Raw genomic sequence first — 15,380 nt, 5'->3', positions numbered from 1 at the left:
CGTATTAAATTTAAGTCCCGTCACCCTACTTAATGTTTTGTTACATACTGGTGATTTTTCCCGCCGACCTACTTACTGGGGGTAACAAATATAGCTAGAAACCTTGCCTGAGCAAGGTTCTAGTCCTGAGACCTTTTTGATCGAAGTGACGCTTATTACGAGTTAACTTCATTAACTCTTCCACAGGTTCAGCATATTTTTTAAGATAATTAACCCACTGTTGGCTATCATTGCCACTCCCGAATGTACTGCGTCTGCGATAAGTTTTTTGGGGTTTCTTGATGCGATAAATTTACTTTTGTAAATGCTTCCTTTTGACTATAGTACCTTCAATAATGTCACGACTATAGGCAATTGTAATCAAGAGAATTATTTTAATTAATCGGTCTGCTATTAACCCTGTACCCTGACGGGGTGACAACCCCGTCAAAAGCCCCACCGGTGGCGGATTTGGCCAAGTTGAGCTAAAAAAAGATGGGGTCTACGTCGTTTAAGTGTCCCCATCTACATAATTAAGTGTCCCCACCTACATAATTATGTTTCCTCAATTTTACCAAAACCATCTATAAAAACAACTCAAACCGACAGAGTACCATACGCTCAAAGCTCTGGTATATCTGTTGCAGAGCCATAAACAAGTTAGTATTGAATTATGGGCTTCTTTCTGGCCTTATCCATTCAATTTGAGAGTCGGAGGCGTAGCCTACAAAGATTTCTGAAATTAGACTCCCTGAACAGAGAAAGCCTATGGTTTCCACTTGTTAAAGAAAATTTACCAGCTAAATTTAACAAATCTCAACCTTTGAAACTTGCGATCGATAGAAAGCAGTGGCGAGCGCATAATGTATTTATGGTTAGCCTAATTTGGGAAAAACGAAGTATCCCTTTATACTGGCGATTGCTAGACAAAAGAGGATGTAGTAATATTGACGAACAAAAAGCTCTACTCACTCCTGTGTTAGAGTTGCTATCAGATTATGAAATGATTGTGTTAGGCGATTCCCTACCCTACCCTACGGGAACCCCTACGGGGAACGGGAACGCTTCGCGAACGGGATAGCTTCGCTTCACGGGAATTTGGTAGTGTAAAGCTCGCATCGTGGCTCTGTGAGAGACAAGTAAAGTTTATTTTTAGAGTCAAACAAGGGCGCTATATCCAGGAGGAGAACTCTGATTACATTCGCTTATCTGACATGGGTTTAGTGCCGGGAACTAGCATTTATTTAGTCGAAACAAAATTTACCCCACAAAAAGGTTTTGGGAATTTTGATATCGCTGGTTATTGGCGAGGAAAATATCGAATCAAACAAGAGGATGAAGGTTGGTATCTTTTGACTAATGTTGTCGGCCGTTTAAAACAATCGATCGATAGTTTCAAATGTCGGAGTGGGATTGAAGCGATGTTTAAAGATTGTAAAACTGGTGGTTATAATTGAGAGAGAAGTCACCCTAATAACCAACGATTAAGCAGTTTAATATTATTGATACCGCTCGCCTACAGTTGTGCGATAATACAAGGTCAAAAAATAAAGAAAAGGGGAGTGCAAAAATATGTAGGGTAACAGAGTGCGGGTGCTCGCTACGTCGTCATAGTAGTAGTTTTTAGATAGGATTGTACGGTCAATCTTGGGTAATTAACATGAAATTTTCTCAAGATAGTATTACTGAATTAATGATAATTAGGCGCAATAAACTACCGTTTTTTCAGATGGGTCTAAGGGCTATGTCCTTTATTTGATCAAGGTTTAGACTCTTGTTGTCACCCCGTCAAGCTGCAAAGCTGACCAGAAGAGTCTTGTAGCCATTTTTGTCACCCTTTCACCTCTTCCCCTTTCCCTCTTCCTTGGATATTTTGGGATTATTTCAAGGAACAAATCCGCACTCTGACCCTCGTGCCACTGCTATTCAAAGCGCACAGAAATCAGCTTCTTTGTAAAACTCCACAGTTCATTTTTCAAACAGTAGTCGAGTTCTTTTGCCCACTTTCGTTTTAATAAAGCCTTGGTTTGTTACCTGCCCCTGAAAAATTAGGGTTACGCCACGGTGAATCTTCGGTGTAAGCTAAAGCTACTCGTTTTGGATCGCGACTATTCCAGTCATCTTCTGCGATTTGAATTTTAGTTTTAGCAGTTTCCCGCGTAAAAGGTGGCAGTGGTGGTTGAGCTTCCATCGGGTTGAATGATTTTGCTCCTTTTCAAGGAGTCATCGAACATAGCATAATAATGAACACAGCACAAGACCACTATAACCAGCAACTTGCTGCCGTTTACAGTTGGATGTCAGGAAACCCTGAAGCAGCGATCGAACGAAATCACGCTCTTTTTTGTCAATTGGGGCTCGACTCCGCACCGCGAGGATTAGCCATTGATTTAGGTGCAGGCTCAGGATTTCAATCTATTCCTTTAGCGAAATTAGGCTTTTCGGTAGTAGCTATAGATTTCTGTGATGCCCTACTTTCAGAGTTACGCGATCGCGCTAAACATCTTTCCATCCGTACCCTTCACGACGATCTGCTTAATTTCTCGCAACATATTCAGGAACAGGCGCAGCTCATTGTTTGCATGGGCGACACACTTACACACCTAGAATCATTGAGTGCTGTCGATTCATTACTTTTGGACATTGATCGCTCGCTGATTGAGAATGGGATGTTGATTTTAACTTTCCGCGATTATGTTTCAGCAGAGCTTCATGGAACTCAGCGTTTTATTCCTGTACAAAGTGATGAATTTACAATCCTCACTTGTTTCTTGGAGTATCAGGAAAACAGCGTAGCAGTCCATGACTTACTCTATCAAAAACAGGGCGATGGGTGGTCATTCAGTGCCAGTTCTTACCAAAAACTGAGGCTCAATAAAAATTGGTTGTGCGATCGGCTATCTGAAATAGGTTTACAGGTACTTCAGAAGGAGATGATTAATGGAATGGTTTGTATCATTGCCAAGAAATTATATTAGAGACTTTATATTAAAGACAACCGAGAGTCGCTGTAGTGACTGTTCCGAAATTTACAGCCCCATCCAGGGCTTAGAAACTGAAATCTCACGAAACCTGATATGAAACTCCTCCGATGGCTGACATTGTGCTTCTTCTCCTTGACGCTCACCCTCTGGCTGGGTAGTTGCTCCAGGGCACCCCAAATCCAGGCGGTGACGCTCAATTTGGCTGTGTCAGGCATGGTTCGCACTGCCGTGGAGGAAATTGATCGACTCTATCAGCAGGAACACCCCCATATCTGGTTGAATCCGACATTTGCCGGAGCTGGCTTAATCCGGGCAGCCGTTGACCAGGGAGAACCTTTTGATGGGGTTTGGTTCGCCGATATTGCACCGCTGGATGTGTTGCAAGCCCAAGGGCTAATTCTGCCCGAAAGCCGTCGGGAGTTAGTGACCACCGATATTGTGGTGATTGCTGCGGCTGATTCTGCGGTGCAACTGACTGATTTGCACGAGTTAGCGAGCGATCGCCTCAAAACGGTGGCAATAGGCAACAAAGACCTGTCGCTTGGCAATTATACCCACGCCATTCTGAGTCGGTTAGGCATCCTTCAGGCAGTGGAGTCCAAGGCAGTCTGGGCAAAGGTGGATGTGCGGGAAGTCTTGCGAGCCGTCGAGCAGGGAGAGGCAGACGTGGGCATTACCTTTCTGCCAGAAGCCAAAGCCTTTGCCAAGGTCAAGGTGTTAGCCACCGTATCGCCCGACCTCTATGAGCCAATTCGCTCCGGTGCCGCTGTGGTTAAAGCCTCCCCCCATCTCCAGGAAATGCAGGCGTATCTGGACTTTTTAAGCACAGATCAGGCAATGGCAGTCTTTCAAAAATTTGGACTCCGCCCCCTGCGGTCTTAGATCGACGAAACTAAGCACGAGACAGACATGATTAAACAACCCTCTAACTTTCTCAAAATCGTTGCCGGGAGCCTGGGAGCAACCACTTTCCTGGCATTAGCAGTGAGTGGAATCGCATTTTGGAGCGCTAACCGCACCTTAGAAACTAACCGCCAGATCGCCCAACATCTAAAAGCGCTCAATTGTTTGGAAGCGTTGACCAGTGCATTTCAGGATGCTGAAAAGATGCAGCGGCAATACCTGCTCGCGCCAAACAAAAATGACTTCAGGAAATTTGGGCTTCGGACGATCGATGTCGATCAAGAATTGCGACAATTGCAAAGCTTGCTAGAGAACGATCCCCGCCAACAGGCAGCTACCAAGCGCCTTGAAGAATTTATCCTGGGTCGCCTGGGGGAACTCCGGCAGGGCGTGGAACTCCGGGACACCAAAGGGCTGGCGGCGGCGATCGATCGCACCCCCCCACGACTGCTTGACGAGATGACGCTGCTGACCCAGCAGATCAAAGCGATCGAAACCGTAGGGTGGCGCCAGAAACAGCAAGCTGCCACCCACACAACCCTTCTGGCAATGATGGCATTTCTGGTGGGCATCGCCCTCAACCTAGGAATAATTTTGTGGACTTACCGCCTGATTTGCAGTGAAATCCTGAAGCGGAATCAAGCCGAAACCGACCTTCAGCAAAGTAACCAGACGTTTCAAAACCAGACTAGCCTGTTGCAACTAATCCTCAACAGCATGAGCGATGCCGTGCTCGTTGCCGATGAAAATGGTCGATTGCTGCTGTTTAACCCCGCTGCCGAGCAGATGTTTGGCAAAATAACCGACAGCCAGCCGGAAGAATGGTCGGAGCAATATGGACTGTTTCATGCCGATGGGGCAACTCCGATCCTAGCGGAGCAAATTCCTTTAGTGCGGGCTGTTAGGGGTGAGCAGGTAGACAATATGGAACTTCTTAGCCGTCATAGCAAAGCCCAACAGGGCGTCTGGATGACTGTTAGTAGCAGACCGCTCAAAGATGCCAGTGGTGCATTGAAAGGGGGAGTTGTTGTGTGCCACGATACTAGCGATCGTAAGTCCACAGAACTACAAATATTGCGGGCAAAAGAAGCTGCCGAAGTTGCCAACCGCACCAAGAGCGAATTTCTTGCCAACATGAACCATGAACTCCGCACCCCCCTCAACGGCATCCTCGGCTATACCCAAATCCTCCAGCGCGACCCCGCCACCACCGCCAAACAGATGAAAGGATTGGGGGTGATTTATCAATGCGGTTCCCATTTACTCACCCTGATCAACGACATTCTGGATCTGTCCAAGCTGGAAGTGCAAAAGATGGAACTCTATCCCCAAGATTTCCATCTGGCTAACTTCCTCTCTTCTACTGTGGATATTTGCCGCGTCAAGGCAGTGCAAAAAGGCGTGGAGTTTCATTACCAGCCCGCCAGCAACCTGCCCACTGCTGTCCATGCTGACGACAAACGCCTGCGGCAAGTGTTGCTCAACCTGCTCAGCAATGCGGTCAAATTTACCGATTTTGGCACCGTCACGTTTCGGGTAGAAGTGGTGGAGTCAGAAGACTCAAATTCAGAACTCAAAACTCAAAACTCAAAAATTTCAAGAATTCGCTTCCTAATTAAAGACACTGGCATTGGCATTGCCCCAGACAAACTATCCACGATTTTCTTACCCTTTGAGCAGGCCGGGAAACGCGATCGCAACATCGAAGGCACTGGACTAGGACTTGCCATCGGTCAACAAATCATCGAGAAGATGGATAGCGAAATTCACGTCGAGAGTGTATTGGGCCAGGGCAGCAGTTTCTGGTTTGAGATCGACTTGCTTCCAGCATCGGATTGGACAACACAAAATGCGATCGCCAACCACAAGGTTATTGGCTATCAGGGCGAACGACGCAAAATTCTGGTCATTGACGATCGCGAAGAAAACCGTCTGGTGGCAGTGAATATGTTGGAACCGCTGGGCTTCAAGCTGACAGAAGCTGATAATGGGCAAGCAGGTTTGGATACCACTATCCAGACGCGACCCGACTTGATTATTACCGATGTACATATGGCGATTATGGATGGCTTAGAAATGACCCGTCGCCTGCGACAATTGCCAGACTTTGCCCAAACTCCGATCATTGCCTCCCCTGCTACCCTGTCTCAGGTGGATATACAGGAAAGTCTGGATGCAGGGTGCAATAGCTTTTTCCCTAAACCGATCGAGTTTACAGGGTTGCTTGCCGAATTGCAGCGATATCTAGAATTGCAGTGGATTTACGAAACTGAAACAGAGGCGACTCAACCCGCTGTCAGCAACGCCGATGAGGTTAGCATGATAATACCGCCTGCTGCAGAACTGGCAACCCTTTATGCTGCGGCTCAGGGTGGTTTTATGACCGATATCCAGCAGGAAGCCCATCGCTTGAAGCAATTAACGCCGGAATATATTGCCTTTGCGAACCGAGTTCTAGAACTGAGTCAACAGTTTGATGAGGAAGCCATTCTGCGTCTAATCGAGCCACAGGTTTAGCCACTTAATATCGATCTACCATGAACAATTCATCCCTTAAATACGTTTAGGAGTTTGCTAATGTCAGTCTATTCTATGTCTCAAGAAAACACGATCTTAGTCGTAGATGATACCCCAACCAATCTGCAAGTATTGTTTGATGTGTTGAGCGAACAGGGCTACCGGGTGGCGATCGCCAAAAATGGTGAAACTGCCCTGCAACGAGTGCAATCGTCTGAGCCAAATTTGATTTTGCTGGATGTGATGATGCCAGGGATCGATGGCTTTGAAACCTGTCAGCGACTCAAAGCTAATCCGGCCACTCGCGATATTCCTGTTATTTTCATGACCGCCCTCTCCGACTCGGTGGATCAGGTCAAAGGGCTGAGCCTGGGTGCTGTAGACTACATCACCAAGCCGATTCAGCATGAAGAAGTCTTGGCACGGATTCGGGTGCATCTCCAACTGCGGAATGCCACCCGGATCATGGAACAGCGCACCAACGAACTCAACCAGGCCTTAGAAAGTTTCAAGCAAGCCCAAGTGCATCTCGTGCAAGGTGAAAAAATGTCTGCCCTAGCCCAATTGGTGGCGGGAGTGGCACACGAAATCAACAACCCGGTGAATTTCATTCAAGGCAACCTGAACTATGTCAAAGAATACACTCAGGAGCTGCTGGACTTGGTGCAACTGTACCAAAAGCACTATCCCAATCCGGTAGCAGAAATCCGAGAGCGGGCAGAATACCTGGATCTGGAATTTTTGCAAGAGGATTTTTGGAAGGTGCTGGGTTCGATGAAAATGGGGAGCGATCGGATTCGCCAACTGGTGCTCTCGCTGTGCAACTTCTCCCGCCTTGATGAAGCCGATTGCAAACCCGTTGATATCCATGCAGGTATCGACAGCACTCTGTTGATTTTGCAACACCGTCTGAAAGCCAGACCCGATTTTCCTGCAATCCAAGTCATCAAAAACTACGGGCAATTACCGGAGGTCGAATGCCACCCGAGTCAACTCAACCAGGTATTCATGAATATCATCAGTAATGCGATCGATGCCTTGCAGACATCAGGTGTCAGGGATAACCAACAACCTACCATTACCATCAGCACCTCGATCGGTAGTGCTAACTCGATCGCGATTAGCATTGCCGATAATGGAGTCGGTATCCCGGAACTCATTCGCTCTAAACTATTCGATCCGTTCTTCACCACCAAACCCGTGGGCAAAGGCAGTGGTTTGGGACTGTCGATCAGTCATCAAATCGTCACTGAAAAACACGGCGGCAAGATTGAGTGTCATTCCACTCTGGAGAAGGGCACTGAGTTTGTAGTACAGATTCCGCTGCGGCAGGTCATGGCACAGGTTGCTTAAAAGAAGGGTTACGGTTGCTGCAACAATTATCAATCAATTTGAATACTTTTTATCTTAGAGAATAGTAATTAGGATTTTATGGTAACAGGACTTACTCACCAACTAATACTGTAGGGTGTGCATTACGCACCTTAACGCCTACCAGTAACGCATTCAACTATTTTTTACCAAAATTTTGGGGTCTAAAGCCGTCCTTCTTGGACGGCTTTAATTTCTATAAAGGCTAAAAATTTATAAATTAAACACACTTTATAAGCGTCGTGATTTACGGGTGTGATAGACTAACTACATGATCACATTAGAGTTTAAGTTAAAAGGCAAAGCGCAGCAATATCGGGTCATCGACGACATGATCAGAACAGCTCAATTTGTCCGAAATAAAACTCTTAGATATTGGAGCGATAATCAAGGAGTTAAGTTAGTAGACTTATACAAACAATGTGCCATTATGGCAAAAGAGTTTGAATGGGCAGGCAAGCTTAACTCGATGGCACGTCAAGCCTCGGCTGAACGTGCCATTTTTGCGATCCAACGTTTTTTCGCTAATTGCCAAGCCAAAAAACCCGGCCAAAAGGGATACCCACGGTTCAAAAAGCATACTCGTTCCGTCGAATACAAAACATCAGGATGGCTGCTTTCTGCCGACAAAAGATGTTTAACATTTAAGGACGGCTTTGCTGCTGGGAAGTTTAAGTTAGTCGGCAGTCGGGATTTGCATTTCTATGCTCCCGATGAGATTAAACGAATCAGGGTTGTGCGTCGTGCGGACGGGTACTACGTCCAATTTTGTATAAATGTGGAGCGAAAAGAGGAATTTGTCTTTACTGGTAAAGCTATTGGAATAGATGTGGGATTGAACCATTTCTATACCGACAGTGATGGCGACACAGTTCCCAACCCTCGCTACCTCCGAAAAAGTGAAAAAGCTTTAAAAAGATTGCAGAAGCGGGTTTCTCGAAAGAAGAAAGGTTCTGGCAATCGGAAAAAAGCGATTAACAAGTTAGGAAGAAAGCACTTGAAGGTCAGCAGGCAGCGTAAAGGCTTCGCCATCAAGACGGCGTTGTGCGCGGTGAAATCTAGCGATTTTGTAGCCTACGAAGAGCTTCAGATGCGGAATATGGTTAAGAACCACAAGCTTGCTAAATCTATTAGTGATGCAGCGTGGTCACAGTTTGCTCAATGGTTGCAATACTTTGGAAAAGTATACGGTAAAACAGTGATTGCTGTTGGGCCTCAGTATACTTCCCAAGACTGTTCAAATTGTGGCAATCTTGTTAAGAAAACGTTGTCAACCAGAACCCATATTTGCGGCTGCGGTGCGATACTAGATCGTGACCACAACGCGGCTCGCAACATTTTGGCTAAAGGGTTGAAGCAAGCAGGAATTAATTTAAATACGGTGGGGCACACCGAAATTAACGCTTGGGGACAGACTGATCTCTACTTGTTAGTGGCGACATCAACGAGCAAATCAACTGGCTGAACCAAGAATCCCCGCGCGTTCACGCCCGGGAGTGTCAAGAACAGATAAGCCCAGACGCATCTAAGTTTTATCGTCACTTCCGATAGAATTCTTGTGGGGTATCCCGCCCGCCCGAAAAATAAAATTTAGATGCCCAACAGCTTACTGTAGGGCGAAGCACACGGCACTTTACCCTCGGCCTACTATCTCGGGCTCCATCCTCCCTCCCCCAGGATCAATCCCAAATAGCCGTTGCTAATATTCGCGACTCATGTATGACTTGACTGCTGTCACGATCTACGCGAAACTTTACATACAACTGATGTATTGCTTCTACCTATTAATAAGTTCTGTTAAGTTGTGACTCAAAACCTATCAATTCGTCAAAATTGATATAGCGCTTTGTCAGTCAGCCAACTCTCAAGAAGCTACTTCAGGAGGCATCGTCCCTGGCTTGCTGGTGTCGGTGTCTGTTCTCAATATTCCTATTCAGTCAGCCCGCATTATGGAAACACTAGAGTTTGTGATCTATCCAGATGGCCGCGTACAGGAAACGGTCACCGGCATTGTCGGTGCTTCCTGTGCTGAGGTAACGGCTGCAATTGAAGCTCAGCTCGGCGTGGTGCTTCACCAAGAGTCAACATCTGAATATTTCACGCAAGCGCTGCATCAGTCAGCCGAAGCGACGGCCCAAGTGGCTTTTAGCGATTGGTAATTTTTGTTGTTGAGTTCACTTAATTTTTTTTGGAATCACCATGTCACACTTTAGCCAAATTAAGACCCAGATCCGCAATTTGAATTCTTTGGAAGCTGCTTTAACTGACTTGGGTATCGACTGGAAGTCGGGCCCGACTGAGGTGCGTGGCTATCGCGGCCTAACCAGCACCGCTGAGGTCGTGATTGAGCAAAAAAACGGCTACGACGTAGGTTTTAGCTGGAACGGGACTGAGTATGAATTGGTGGCTGACTTGCAATTTTGGCAGCAAGCTTGGTCTGTAGACCGTTTTCTGAATAAGGTGACTCAGCGCTACGCTTACCATACTGTGGTGAATGAAAGCGCTAAGCAGGGTTTCCAAATTTCTGAGCAAAAGCAAAATCAAGACGGTTCGCTCCGCTTGGTGGTGCAACGCTGGTGCGCTTAATAATTTTTCGAGGTTTTTGCAATCTTGTTTCATCAAAGTCCGCTCAGGCGGGCTTATTTACTCTTGTGGGGGTCTAAATGTCTGAGCTTTCTGGACTCGGAATAGATACAGCAAGCGATCGCTCTGGTTTAGAGCCGGAGTTGGGAGGTTTTTTGCGGGATGCACCCGATCGCTCTGGTTTGGAACCGGAGTTGGGCGGCGTGTTGCGCCAAAAAGGTGTCTATGTTGATGAGATTACCTGCATTGGCTGCAAGCACTGCGCTCACGTTGCTCGCAATACTTTTTATATTGAACCGGATTACGGTCGATCGCGTGTAGTTCGACAAGACGGGGATTCTGAAGAGTTGATTGCTGAGGCGATCGACACTTGTCCGGTGAATTGCATTCACTGGGTTGATTACACCGAACTCAAGAATCTGGAAGAAGAACGCAAGGATCAGGTGATTCCTGTCGTTGGTTTTCCAGTGGATTTTGCGATGGTTCAGGCCGGTGTTCGTCAGCGACAAAAGAATAAGTTGCGCGATCGTAAGTTCAAAGGTAGCCATTGAAATCCCCAATTCACATCCACAGCTTGAAACCTGTGGCTCAAACAACAAAAACAGCCCGCCCGGGCTGTTTGTTGTATACATTGTATAATTCAAGTTTATTTGAGAGGATGGTGCTCTGCGAGAATTTTCTCAACTCTAGCTTCGTCGATTCTGGCAGTTAATGTTGTTGCCTCGTTGTTATCGCGAATGGTTTTTGCTAAAGTAAAAGACGAGCCGACTGAAAAAGTTAAACCCATACCCATAAAAGCTTTTTGCCAGGGGTCTACCTGTAAATAAATGATACCTACAGTAGTTGCGGAAATCGCAACAATAAAAGAAACCCAGCACTGAAGTATCCAAGCATTAGTATCTTTTTGACGTAAGATTTGTTTCTGCATAGTGCCTCTCGATCAAATATATCTTTTGGTGGATTAACTTAAAGCATAAAGAGTGCGACTGAAGCGGTCAGGAGAGGAAGGGACAGTTTCGATAAGTGAACAGTGCGATCGGGCTTTTTACTAAAAATTAGAACGCTGTAGATAGGGTTTAAGGCTCAAGGAAGACTCGCAGCGAGTGGACAGTTGGAAAACTGGACTAAGGGAGATTGATTTGGGATGTGGTTTTAGGGAGCATTTTCAAAAGTTCTTTTCGGTTCTTGCAGGACTTTACCAAACCCGACTGGTGTACCTTAGCGATGAAAGGTGCTTGATTCCCCAGAATAAATCGTTGCATATTTTCTAAGGCATTTACAAAAGCTTGTGCCACTACAACTCCAGGAACATCGCCGTCCACAAATGCAAAAAGCCGTACATTGCCTTGAGCCACGGCTAATAACTCCAAAGGACGGGTAGCGATTTTCTTGTCCTTTGTTAATACCACCCAATTGCGCTCTCCAACTATCCTCAGCCAATCCTTATCCTCGATATCTTGCTTAAAATGATCGTCGTGAATTTCTACTGTAGCCCCCTTATTTCGTAGTGGATCTGCCAGTTTCTTTCCTAAACATCTGTCTATGAAAAATATCTCATTCATACTGCTACTAGCGGAAGTTCGCAGCGAATACCTTCCTCTATTTGGAGCCGATCGCAATTGTAGTCTTCGGCAAGTTCATCGATGGAATCCCCAGCTTTGTAGCGTTCCGCAAGCATAGCTGTGGGAATGCCAGTTCCAGCTAAAACTGGACGGCCAAATGATATTCTGGGGTCAATCATCACTGTTTTAGGTTCGTCGGAACCTGATAATTTGGTAAAAGGGAAGAGTTTGATAGGTAATCCAGCTTTATCTCGTACAATGCGATCGAAATAAGTTTCTAAAATTTGCCTCGCTTCCTGTTCCCTGTCGCGTGCTGCAAGCTGCTGTCCGAATCTCTCAAATAAAAGATCTATTCCCTTGATTTGAAACTCCCTTCCAGCATATAATTTAGGAGTCGAAAGATGATCGTTGATGTAGTCGAGTGCAGTGCTAAGTTGTTTTCGGGAGAAGCCAGTAGCCTTAAAAATGGCAATCAAGACATGAGCCTCTACCAAATTTATGAAAGAAAGTAGTGTAGTTTTGGACTGGGGAAGCAGTTCAAAATTGTTGGGGTGAGGTAACTTAATCAGTGGCTCAAAGGAGCGCTTGTCCGCTTTTGTTTTCGAGTACCAGCCACCAACCCAAGATCGCAACCTATCCTTCGGCAGCCTGAGATATTGCGCTGCTTGAGGGATAGAATATATAGGAATCTCGCGCGGATCGAAGTAGTTAGTCTCAAGCATAGCAGTTGTCCTAATCCTAAATACTTATATTTTTGCACAGTTCGCGGGCGATCGCAAAAATCTCTCCCTTCCATACCCAGATACCCGACTTCTTCAAGAAATCGGGTATCTAAAGCAACCTAATTAGCTCCTAAAAACGCTACGGATTACTTATTTTTTTGCTGAGTCTTCGCTTGTTCGATCGCAATTTCCCTGACTGCTTGCAAAGAACTCAAATTCGATGAGCCCTCAATCGCCTTCACCGCCAAATCTTGAACCTGTTTCAAAGCAGAATCCAGTTGTTTCGACAAGCTAGCAAGGCGCGCATCTTGATTTTGAATTGTCTGCAACATCCCTTGAATTTGCAGTTCATAATTTTGCTTTTGCCCTTCGATATCTTTAGCAGACAAATCCGCCTTAACTTTAGCTTGATAATTGCCAATATTGCGGCCGTTATCTTTCCCGTTCTTAATATTAGCTTCCAGTTCTTTCGGGAAAGCTTCTACCTTAGCTTTCACCTCAGCATAAAGTTTTTCCCGTTCCGAAATAGATTTTTCGCGTTCCGCCCACTGTTTCTCCTGTTCTTGCTGAAACTCTTCGATTTCTTGATACAGCCTTTTCTGGCGCTGTTCGTATTCTTCGATGTCCAGATTTCGCTGAAGATTCAAATCATAATAATACAACTCTTCATCCCGATCGCGAGCTTTTTGGTGATGCTCATTGCGTTCTTTAACGGCCAACTTTTGGAGTTCTTGCTCTTTTTCCCAAGCTTGCCGGCGTTCCAACAATTCCTGTTCAACAGTTTCGCGCTGTTCGCTGAGTTCGCCAGCAAAAGTTTTCGCACTTTCTTCGTACTGTTGAATTAAATTGTCCAGCGTATCTTCTGCAACATCTTCTAAACTGTGCAACTCTTGCAGTTGTTGGATTTCCTCGCCCACAGTGCGCCGCAATTCTTCGAGTTTAGCCGCTTCAGAAGTTAATTTCTCAGACAACTCACTGACAGCGCCACCAAAGCCAAATTGCAGCAAAATCAAATTGTCGATTGTAGACTGCATTTTTTGTGGATTTTGAGTTAAAGCCATTGGTTTTTGTGCCTCCACAATAGGTTTTTCTGGGGCTGGTTTTTGCTTTTGGGAAGCGTTTAGCTGTTGGATTTGCGATTCTAACTGCGCTTTTTCTTGCGCTGCTTCCTTGTACGCTTCTAAAATTTCAGCCTTGGTGCTTTTGTCGCTAACTCTTTTGTTCATGACTTTTCATTCCTTAATAGTTGGGAAAATTTCTGTCATTTTTCCGTAAGGTGGGCATTGCACACCTTACTGGGTTTTAAGCTTTGCTGGCAAAAGCTTTCATTGCCAAATCTTGCGCTTGCTTCATCGTGGCTTGCAGTTGCGCGGAAATTTCGGCGATTTGTTCGGTTTGTCGCTCAATAGTCTGCTGCAAAGATTGCGCTTTCAATTCATATCCTTGCTTAGTGCCTTCCCATTCTTTCTCCACCAAATCAGCCTTAACTTTAGCTTCGCGAGAAACTTCTTGAATTGCTTCTTCTTTGGCTTTGACATAAGCCTGTTTTAGTTCTTCTTCAAATCCAGCGGCTTTCTTTTGATTCTCTTCAAACTCAGCTTGATTGTCACTCAGGAGTTGTTCACGTTCTACCCAGTTTTTCTCTTTTTCGCGAGTAGATTGTTGCAATTCCCGTTCTAATTTACGTTTTGTTTCTTCGTATTCGTCAGTTTCGACTTTGCGGGTGCGTTCTAATTCGTAGTGATAATCTGCTGCTTCCCGCTGGCGTTCTTTTGTTGTTAGTGCAATCTCTTCTTGAATTGCTATGTCAAACTCTTGCTGTTCTTTTTCCCAAACTTTGCGTTTTTGGGTGGTGTCTTTTTCGATGAGTTCGCGCTGGTTGGCGCTGTTTTGTTCGAGCAGGGTCAGTTTTTCTCGGTGCTCTTGAGTTAAAATGTGGAGGGCGTCTGCTACAACTCTGATTTGCTGCAACTCTTGCAATTGTTGGGCTTCAATTTCGATCGCGCGTTTTAATTCGTCTAATTTGGAAGATTCCGCCTTTAGTTTTTCGGAAAGTCCGCTGGTGATGCTGCCGAAATCTAATTGCAAGTCAGCCAAGCCTTTGACGATGCTGTCAATTGTGTAAGTGGAAGCGACTTCGAGGAGTTGTTTGTTTTTGGCTTTTTCGGCTGACTGTTCTTTGGTTTCTACTTTAGATTCGATCTTTTTGTGGTCGGCTAAAATCTGCTGAAAGTTTTGCAAAATTTGGGCTTTGCTATCCTTGGCAGTTGCTATTGTCATAATTTTTGCTTCTCCTGATTATAACTTTTCGAGGCTTTTGAGTGAAACTTTTTCAGTTATTCTAAGTTGCGGAGTTGGTTGAGAATGGCTCGGTACTTGCTGGCTGCGTCGGGTTTTTCTTCTGAATTATCGCAGGCTAGAATTTTGAGAAGTTTCCAGCAGCGATCGCACCGATTTCCTTGCCAGCAGCCGCACTCATCAATTATACTCAAAAGTGTGCCTTTTAGCAATTGATTTTCGGCTAACAAAGCTCGGTAATTCCGCTGGACGGATTCGGCAACTAAAGTCATGTGTTGGAAGTCTTGGGTGAGACTTTCGATGTCGTTAACTGCGTCGGCTCGAATTTGGTCGAGCAGCTCAAAATTCTCTCTCAAACGGCTTTCTTGCAGGTTTGCTTTGGTTTTCAGCTTGGTTAATTTCTTCATTTCAATCTGTGGTAACAGTTATGGTAAAGGCGCGATTTAATCGCGCCTTTACAA

Annotated in this window: 17 protein-coding genes; 9 read left to right on the top strand and 8 right to left on the bottom strand. The window is 45.5% G+C overall.

All coding sequences use genetic code 11. The features are described from left to right. The first annotated feature begins 1,193 nt into the window (after nt 1–1,193). A complete protein-coding gene (locus QUB33_RS21390; RefSeq protein ID WP_333353874.1) occupies nt 1,194–1,436 on the top strand; it encodes a hypothetical protein in 243 nt (80 codons plus the stop codon). Between the two features lie 465 nt (nt 1,437–1,901). On the opposite strand, the gene QUB33_RS21385 is transcribed toward QUB33_RS21390, so the two are convergent. Together QUB33_RS21385 and QUB33_RS21380 are read right to left on the bottom strand one after the other, a co-directional pair. Continuing rightward, entirely contained in the window at nt 1,902–1,958 is a 57-nt protein-coding gene (locus QUB33_RS21385) for a hypothetical protein (protein ID WP_333353882.1), read from the bottom strand. Between the two features lie 32 nt (nt 1,959–1,990). Next, nucleotides 1,991–2,170 (bottom strand): DUF1348 family protein, encoded by a 180-nt coding sequence (locus QUB33_RS21380; RefSeq protein ID WP_333353870.1) that lies wholly within the window; start codon nt 2,168–2,170, stop codon nt 1,991–1,993. A 4-nt stretch (nt 2,171–2,174) separates the two neighbouring features. On the opposite strand from QUB33_RS21380, the gene QUB33_RS21375 reads away from it, so the two are divergent. From QUB33_RS21375 to QUB33_RS21340, 8 genes are all read left to right on the top strand, one after another. Next, the gene (locus QUB33_RS21375; protein ID WP_333353867.1) at nt 2,175–2,957 is read left to right on the top strand and encodes a class I SAM-dependent methyltransferase; all 783 of its coding nucleotides are present in this window, start codon (nt 2,175–2,177) and stop codon (nt 2,955–2,957) included. A gap of 99 nt (nt 2,958–3,056) precedes the next feature. Continuing rightward, entirely contained in the window at nt 3,057–3,845 is a 789-nt protein-coding gene (modA, locus tag QUB33_RS21370) for a molybdate ABC transporter substrate-binding protein (RefSeq protein WP_333353864.1), read from the top strand. A 27-nt stretch (nt 3,846–3,872) separates the two neighbouring features. Continuing rightward, nucleotides 3,873–6,383: an ATP-binding protein gene (locus QUB33_RS21365; RefSeq protein ID WP_333353861.1), complete on the top strand. Its 2,511-nt coding sequence runs from the start codon at nt 3,873–3,875 to the stop codon at nt 6,381–6,383. A gap of 60 nt (nt 6,384–6,443) precedes the next feature. Then, nucleotides 6,444–7,736: a response regulator gene (locus QUB33_RS21360; protein WP_333353858.1), complete on the top strand. Its 1,293-nt coding sequence runs from the start codon at nt 6,444–6,446 to the stop codon at nt 7,734–7,736. A gap of 289 nt (nt 7,737–8,025) precedes the next feature. Further along, nucleotides 8,026–9,219: a transposase gene (locus tag QUB33_RS21355; RefSeq protein WP_333353855.1), complete on the top strand. Its 1,194-nt coding sequence runs from the start codon at nt 8,026–8,028 to the stop codon at nt 9,217–9,219. A 484-nt stretch (nt 9,220–9,703) separates the two neighbouring features. After that, nucleotides 9,704–9,913: a DUF2997 domain-containing protein gene (locus QUB33_RS21350; protein ID WP_015176940.1), complete on the top strand. Its 210-nt coding sequence runs from the start codon at nt 9,704–9,706 to the stop codon at nt 9,911–9,913. A gap of 40 nt (nt 9,914–9,953) precedes the next feature. After that, nucleotides 9,954–10,340: a DUF1257 domain-containing protein gene (locus QUB33_RS21345; protein WP_242716193.1), complete on the top strand. Its 387-nt coding sequence runs from the start codon at nt 9,954–9,956 to the stop codon at nt 10,338–10,340. Nucleotides 10,341–10,417: 77 nt separating this feature from the next. Further along, nucleotides 10,418–10,888: a ferredoxin gene (locus QUB33_RS21340; RefSeq protein WP_333353851.1), complete on the top strand. Its 471-nt coding sequence runs from the start codon at nt 10,418–10,420 to the stop codon at nt 10,886–10,888. Between the two features lie 95 nt (nt 10,889–10,983). On the opposite strand, the gene QUB33_RS21335 is transcribed toward QUB33_RS21340, so the two are convergent. From QUB33_RS21335 to QUB33_RS21310, 6 genes are all read right to left on the bottom strand, one after another. After that, nucleotides 10,984–11,265 (bottom strand): YiaA/YiaB family inner membrane protein, encoded by a 282-nt coding sequence (locus tag QUB33_RS21335; RefSeq protein WP_333139957.1) that lies wholly within the window; start codon nt 11,263–11,265, stop codon nt 10,984–10,986. Between the two features lie 196 nt (nt 11,266–11,461). After that, a complete protein-coding gene (locus QUB33_RS21330; protein WP_333207731.1) occupies nt 11,462–11,899 on the bottom strand; it encodes a PIN-like domain-containing protein in 438 nt (145 codons plus the stop codon). Continuing rightward, nucleotides 11,896–12,621, bottom strand: coding sequence for a DUF433 domain-containing protein (locus QUB33_RS21325; protein WP_333207730.1), 726 nt, complete (start codon nt 12,619–12,621; stop codon nt 11,896–11,898). The genes QUB33_RS21330 and QUB33_RS21325 overlap by 4 nt, the downstream gene beginning before the upstream one ends. Nucleotides 12,622–12,767: 146 nt before the next feature. Beyond that, nucleotides 12,768–13,847 carry a hypothetical protein gene (locus QUB33_RS21320; protein ID WP_333353847.1) on the bottom strand — a complete coding sequence of 360 codons (1,080 nt, stop codon included), beginning with the start codon at nt 13,845–13,847 and terminating at the stop codon, nt 12,768–12,770. A gap of 76 nt (nt 13,848–13,923) precedes the next feature. After that, complete coding sequence (locus tag QUB33_RS21315) at nt 13,924–14,901, bottom strand: hypothetical protein (RefSeq protein ID WP_333353844.1); 978 nt, start codon at nt 14,899–14,901, stop codon at nt 13,924–13,926. 56 nt (nt 14,902–14,957) lie between these two features. Further along, complete coding sequence (locus tag QUB33_RS21310; protein ID WP_333353840.1) at nt 14,958–15,326, bottom strand: hypothetical protein; 369 nt, start codon at nt 15,324–15,326, stop codon at nt 14,958–14,960. Nucleotides 15,327–15,380 lie beyond the last annotated feature (54 nt).

This window comes from Microcoleus sp. B3-A4, from assembly GCF_036705385.1.
Lineage (GTDB): Bacteria > Cyanobacteriota > Cyanobacteriia > Cyanobacteriales > Microcoleaceae > Microcoleus.
Note: the sequence above shows the minus strand (reverse complement) of the source record. Positions and strands in the feature narration are given on the sequence as shown.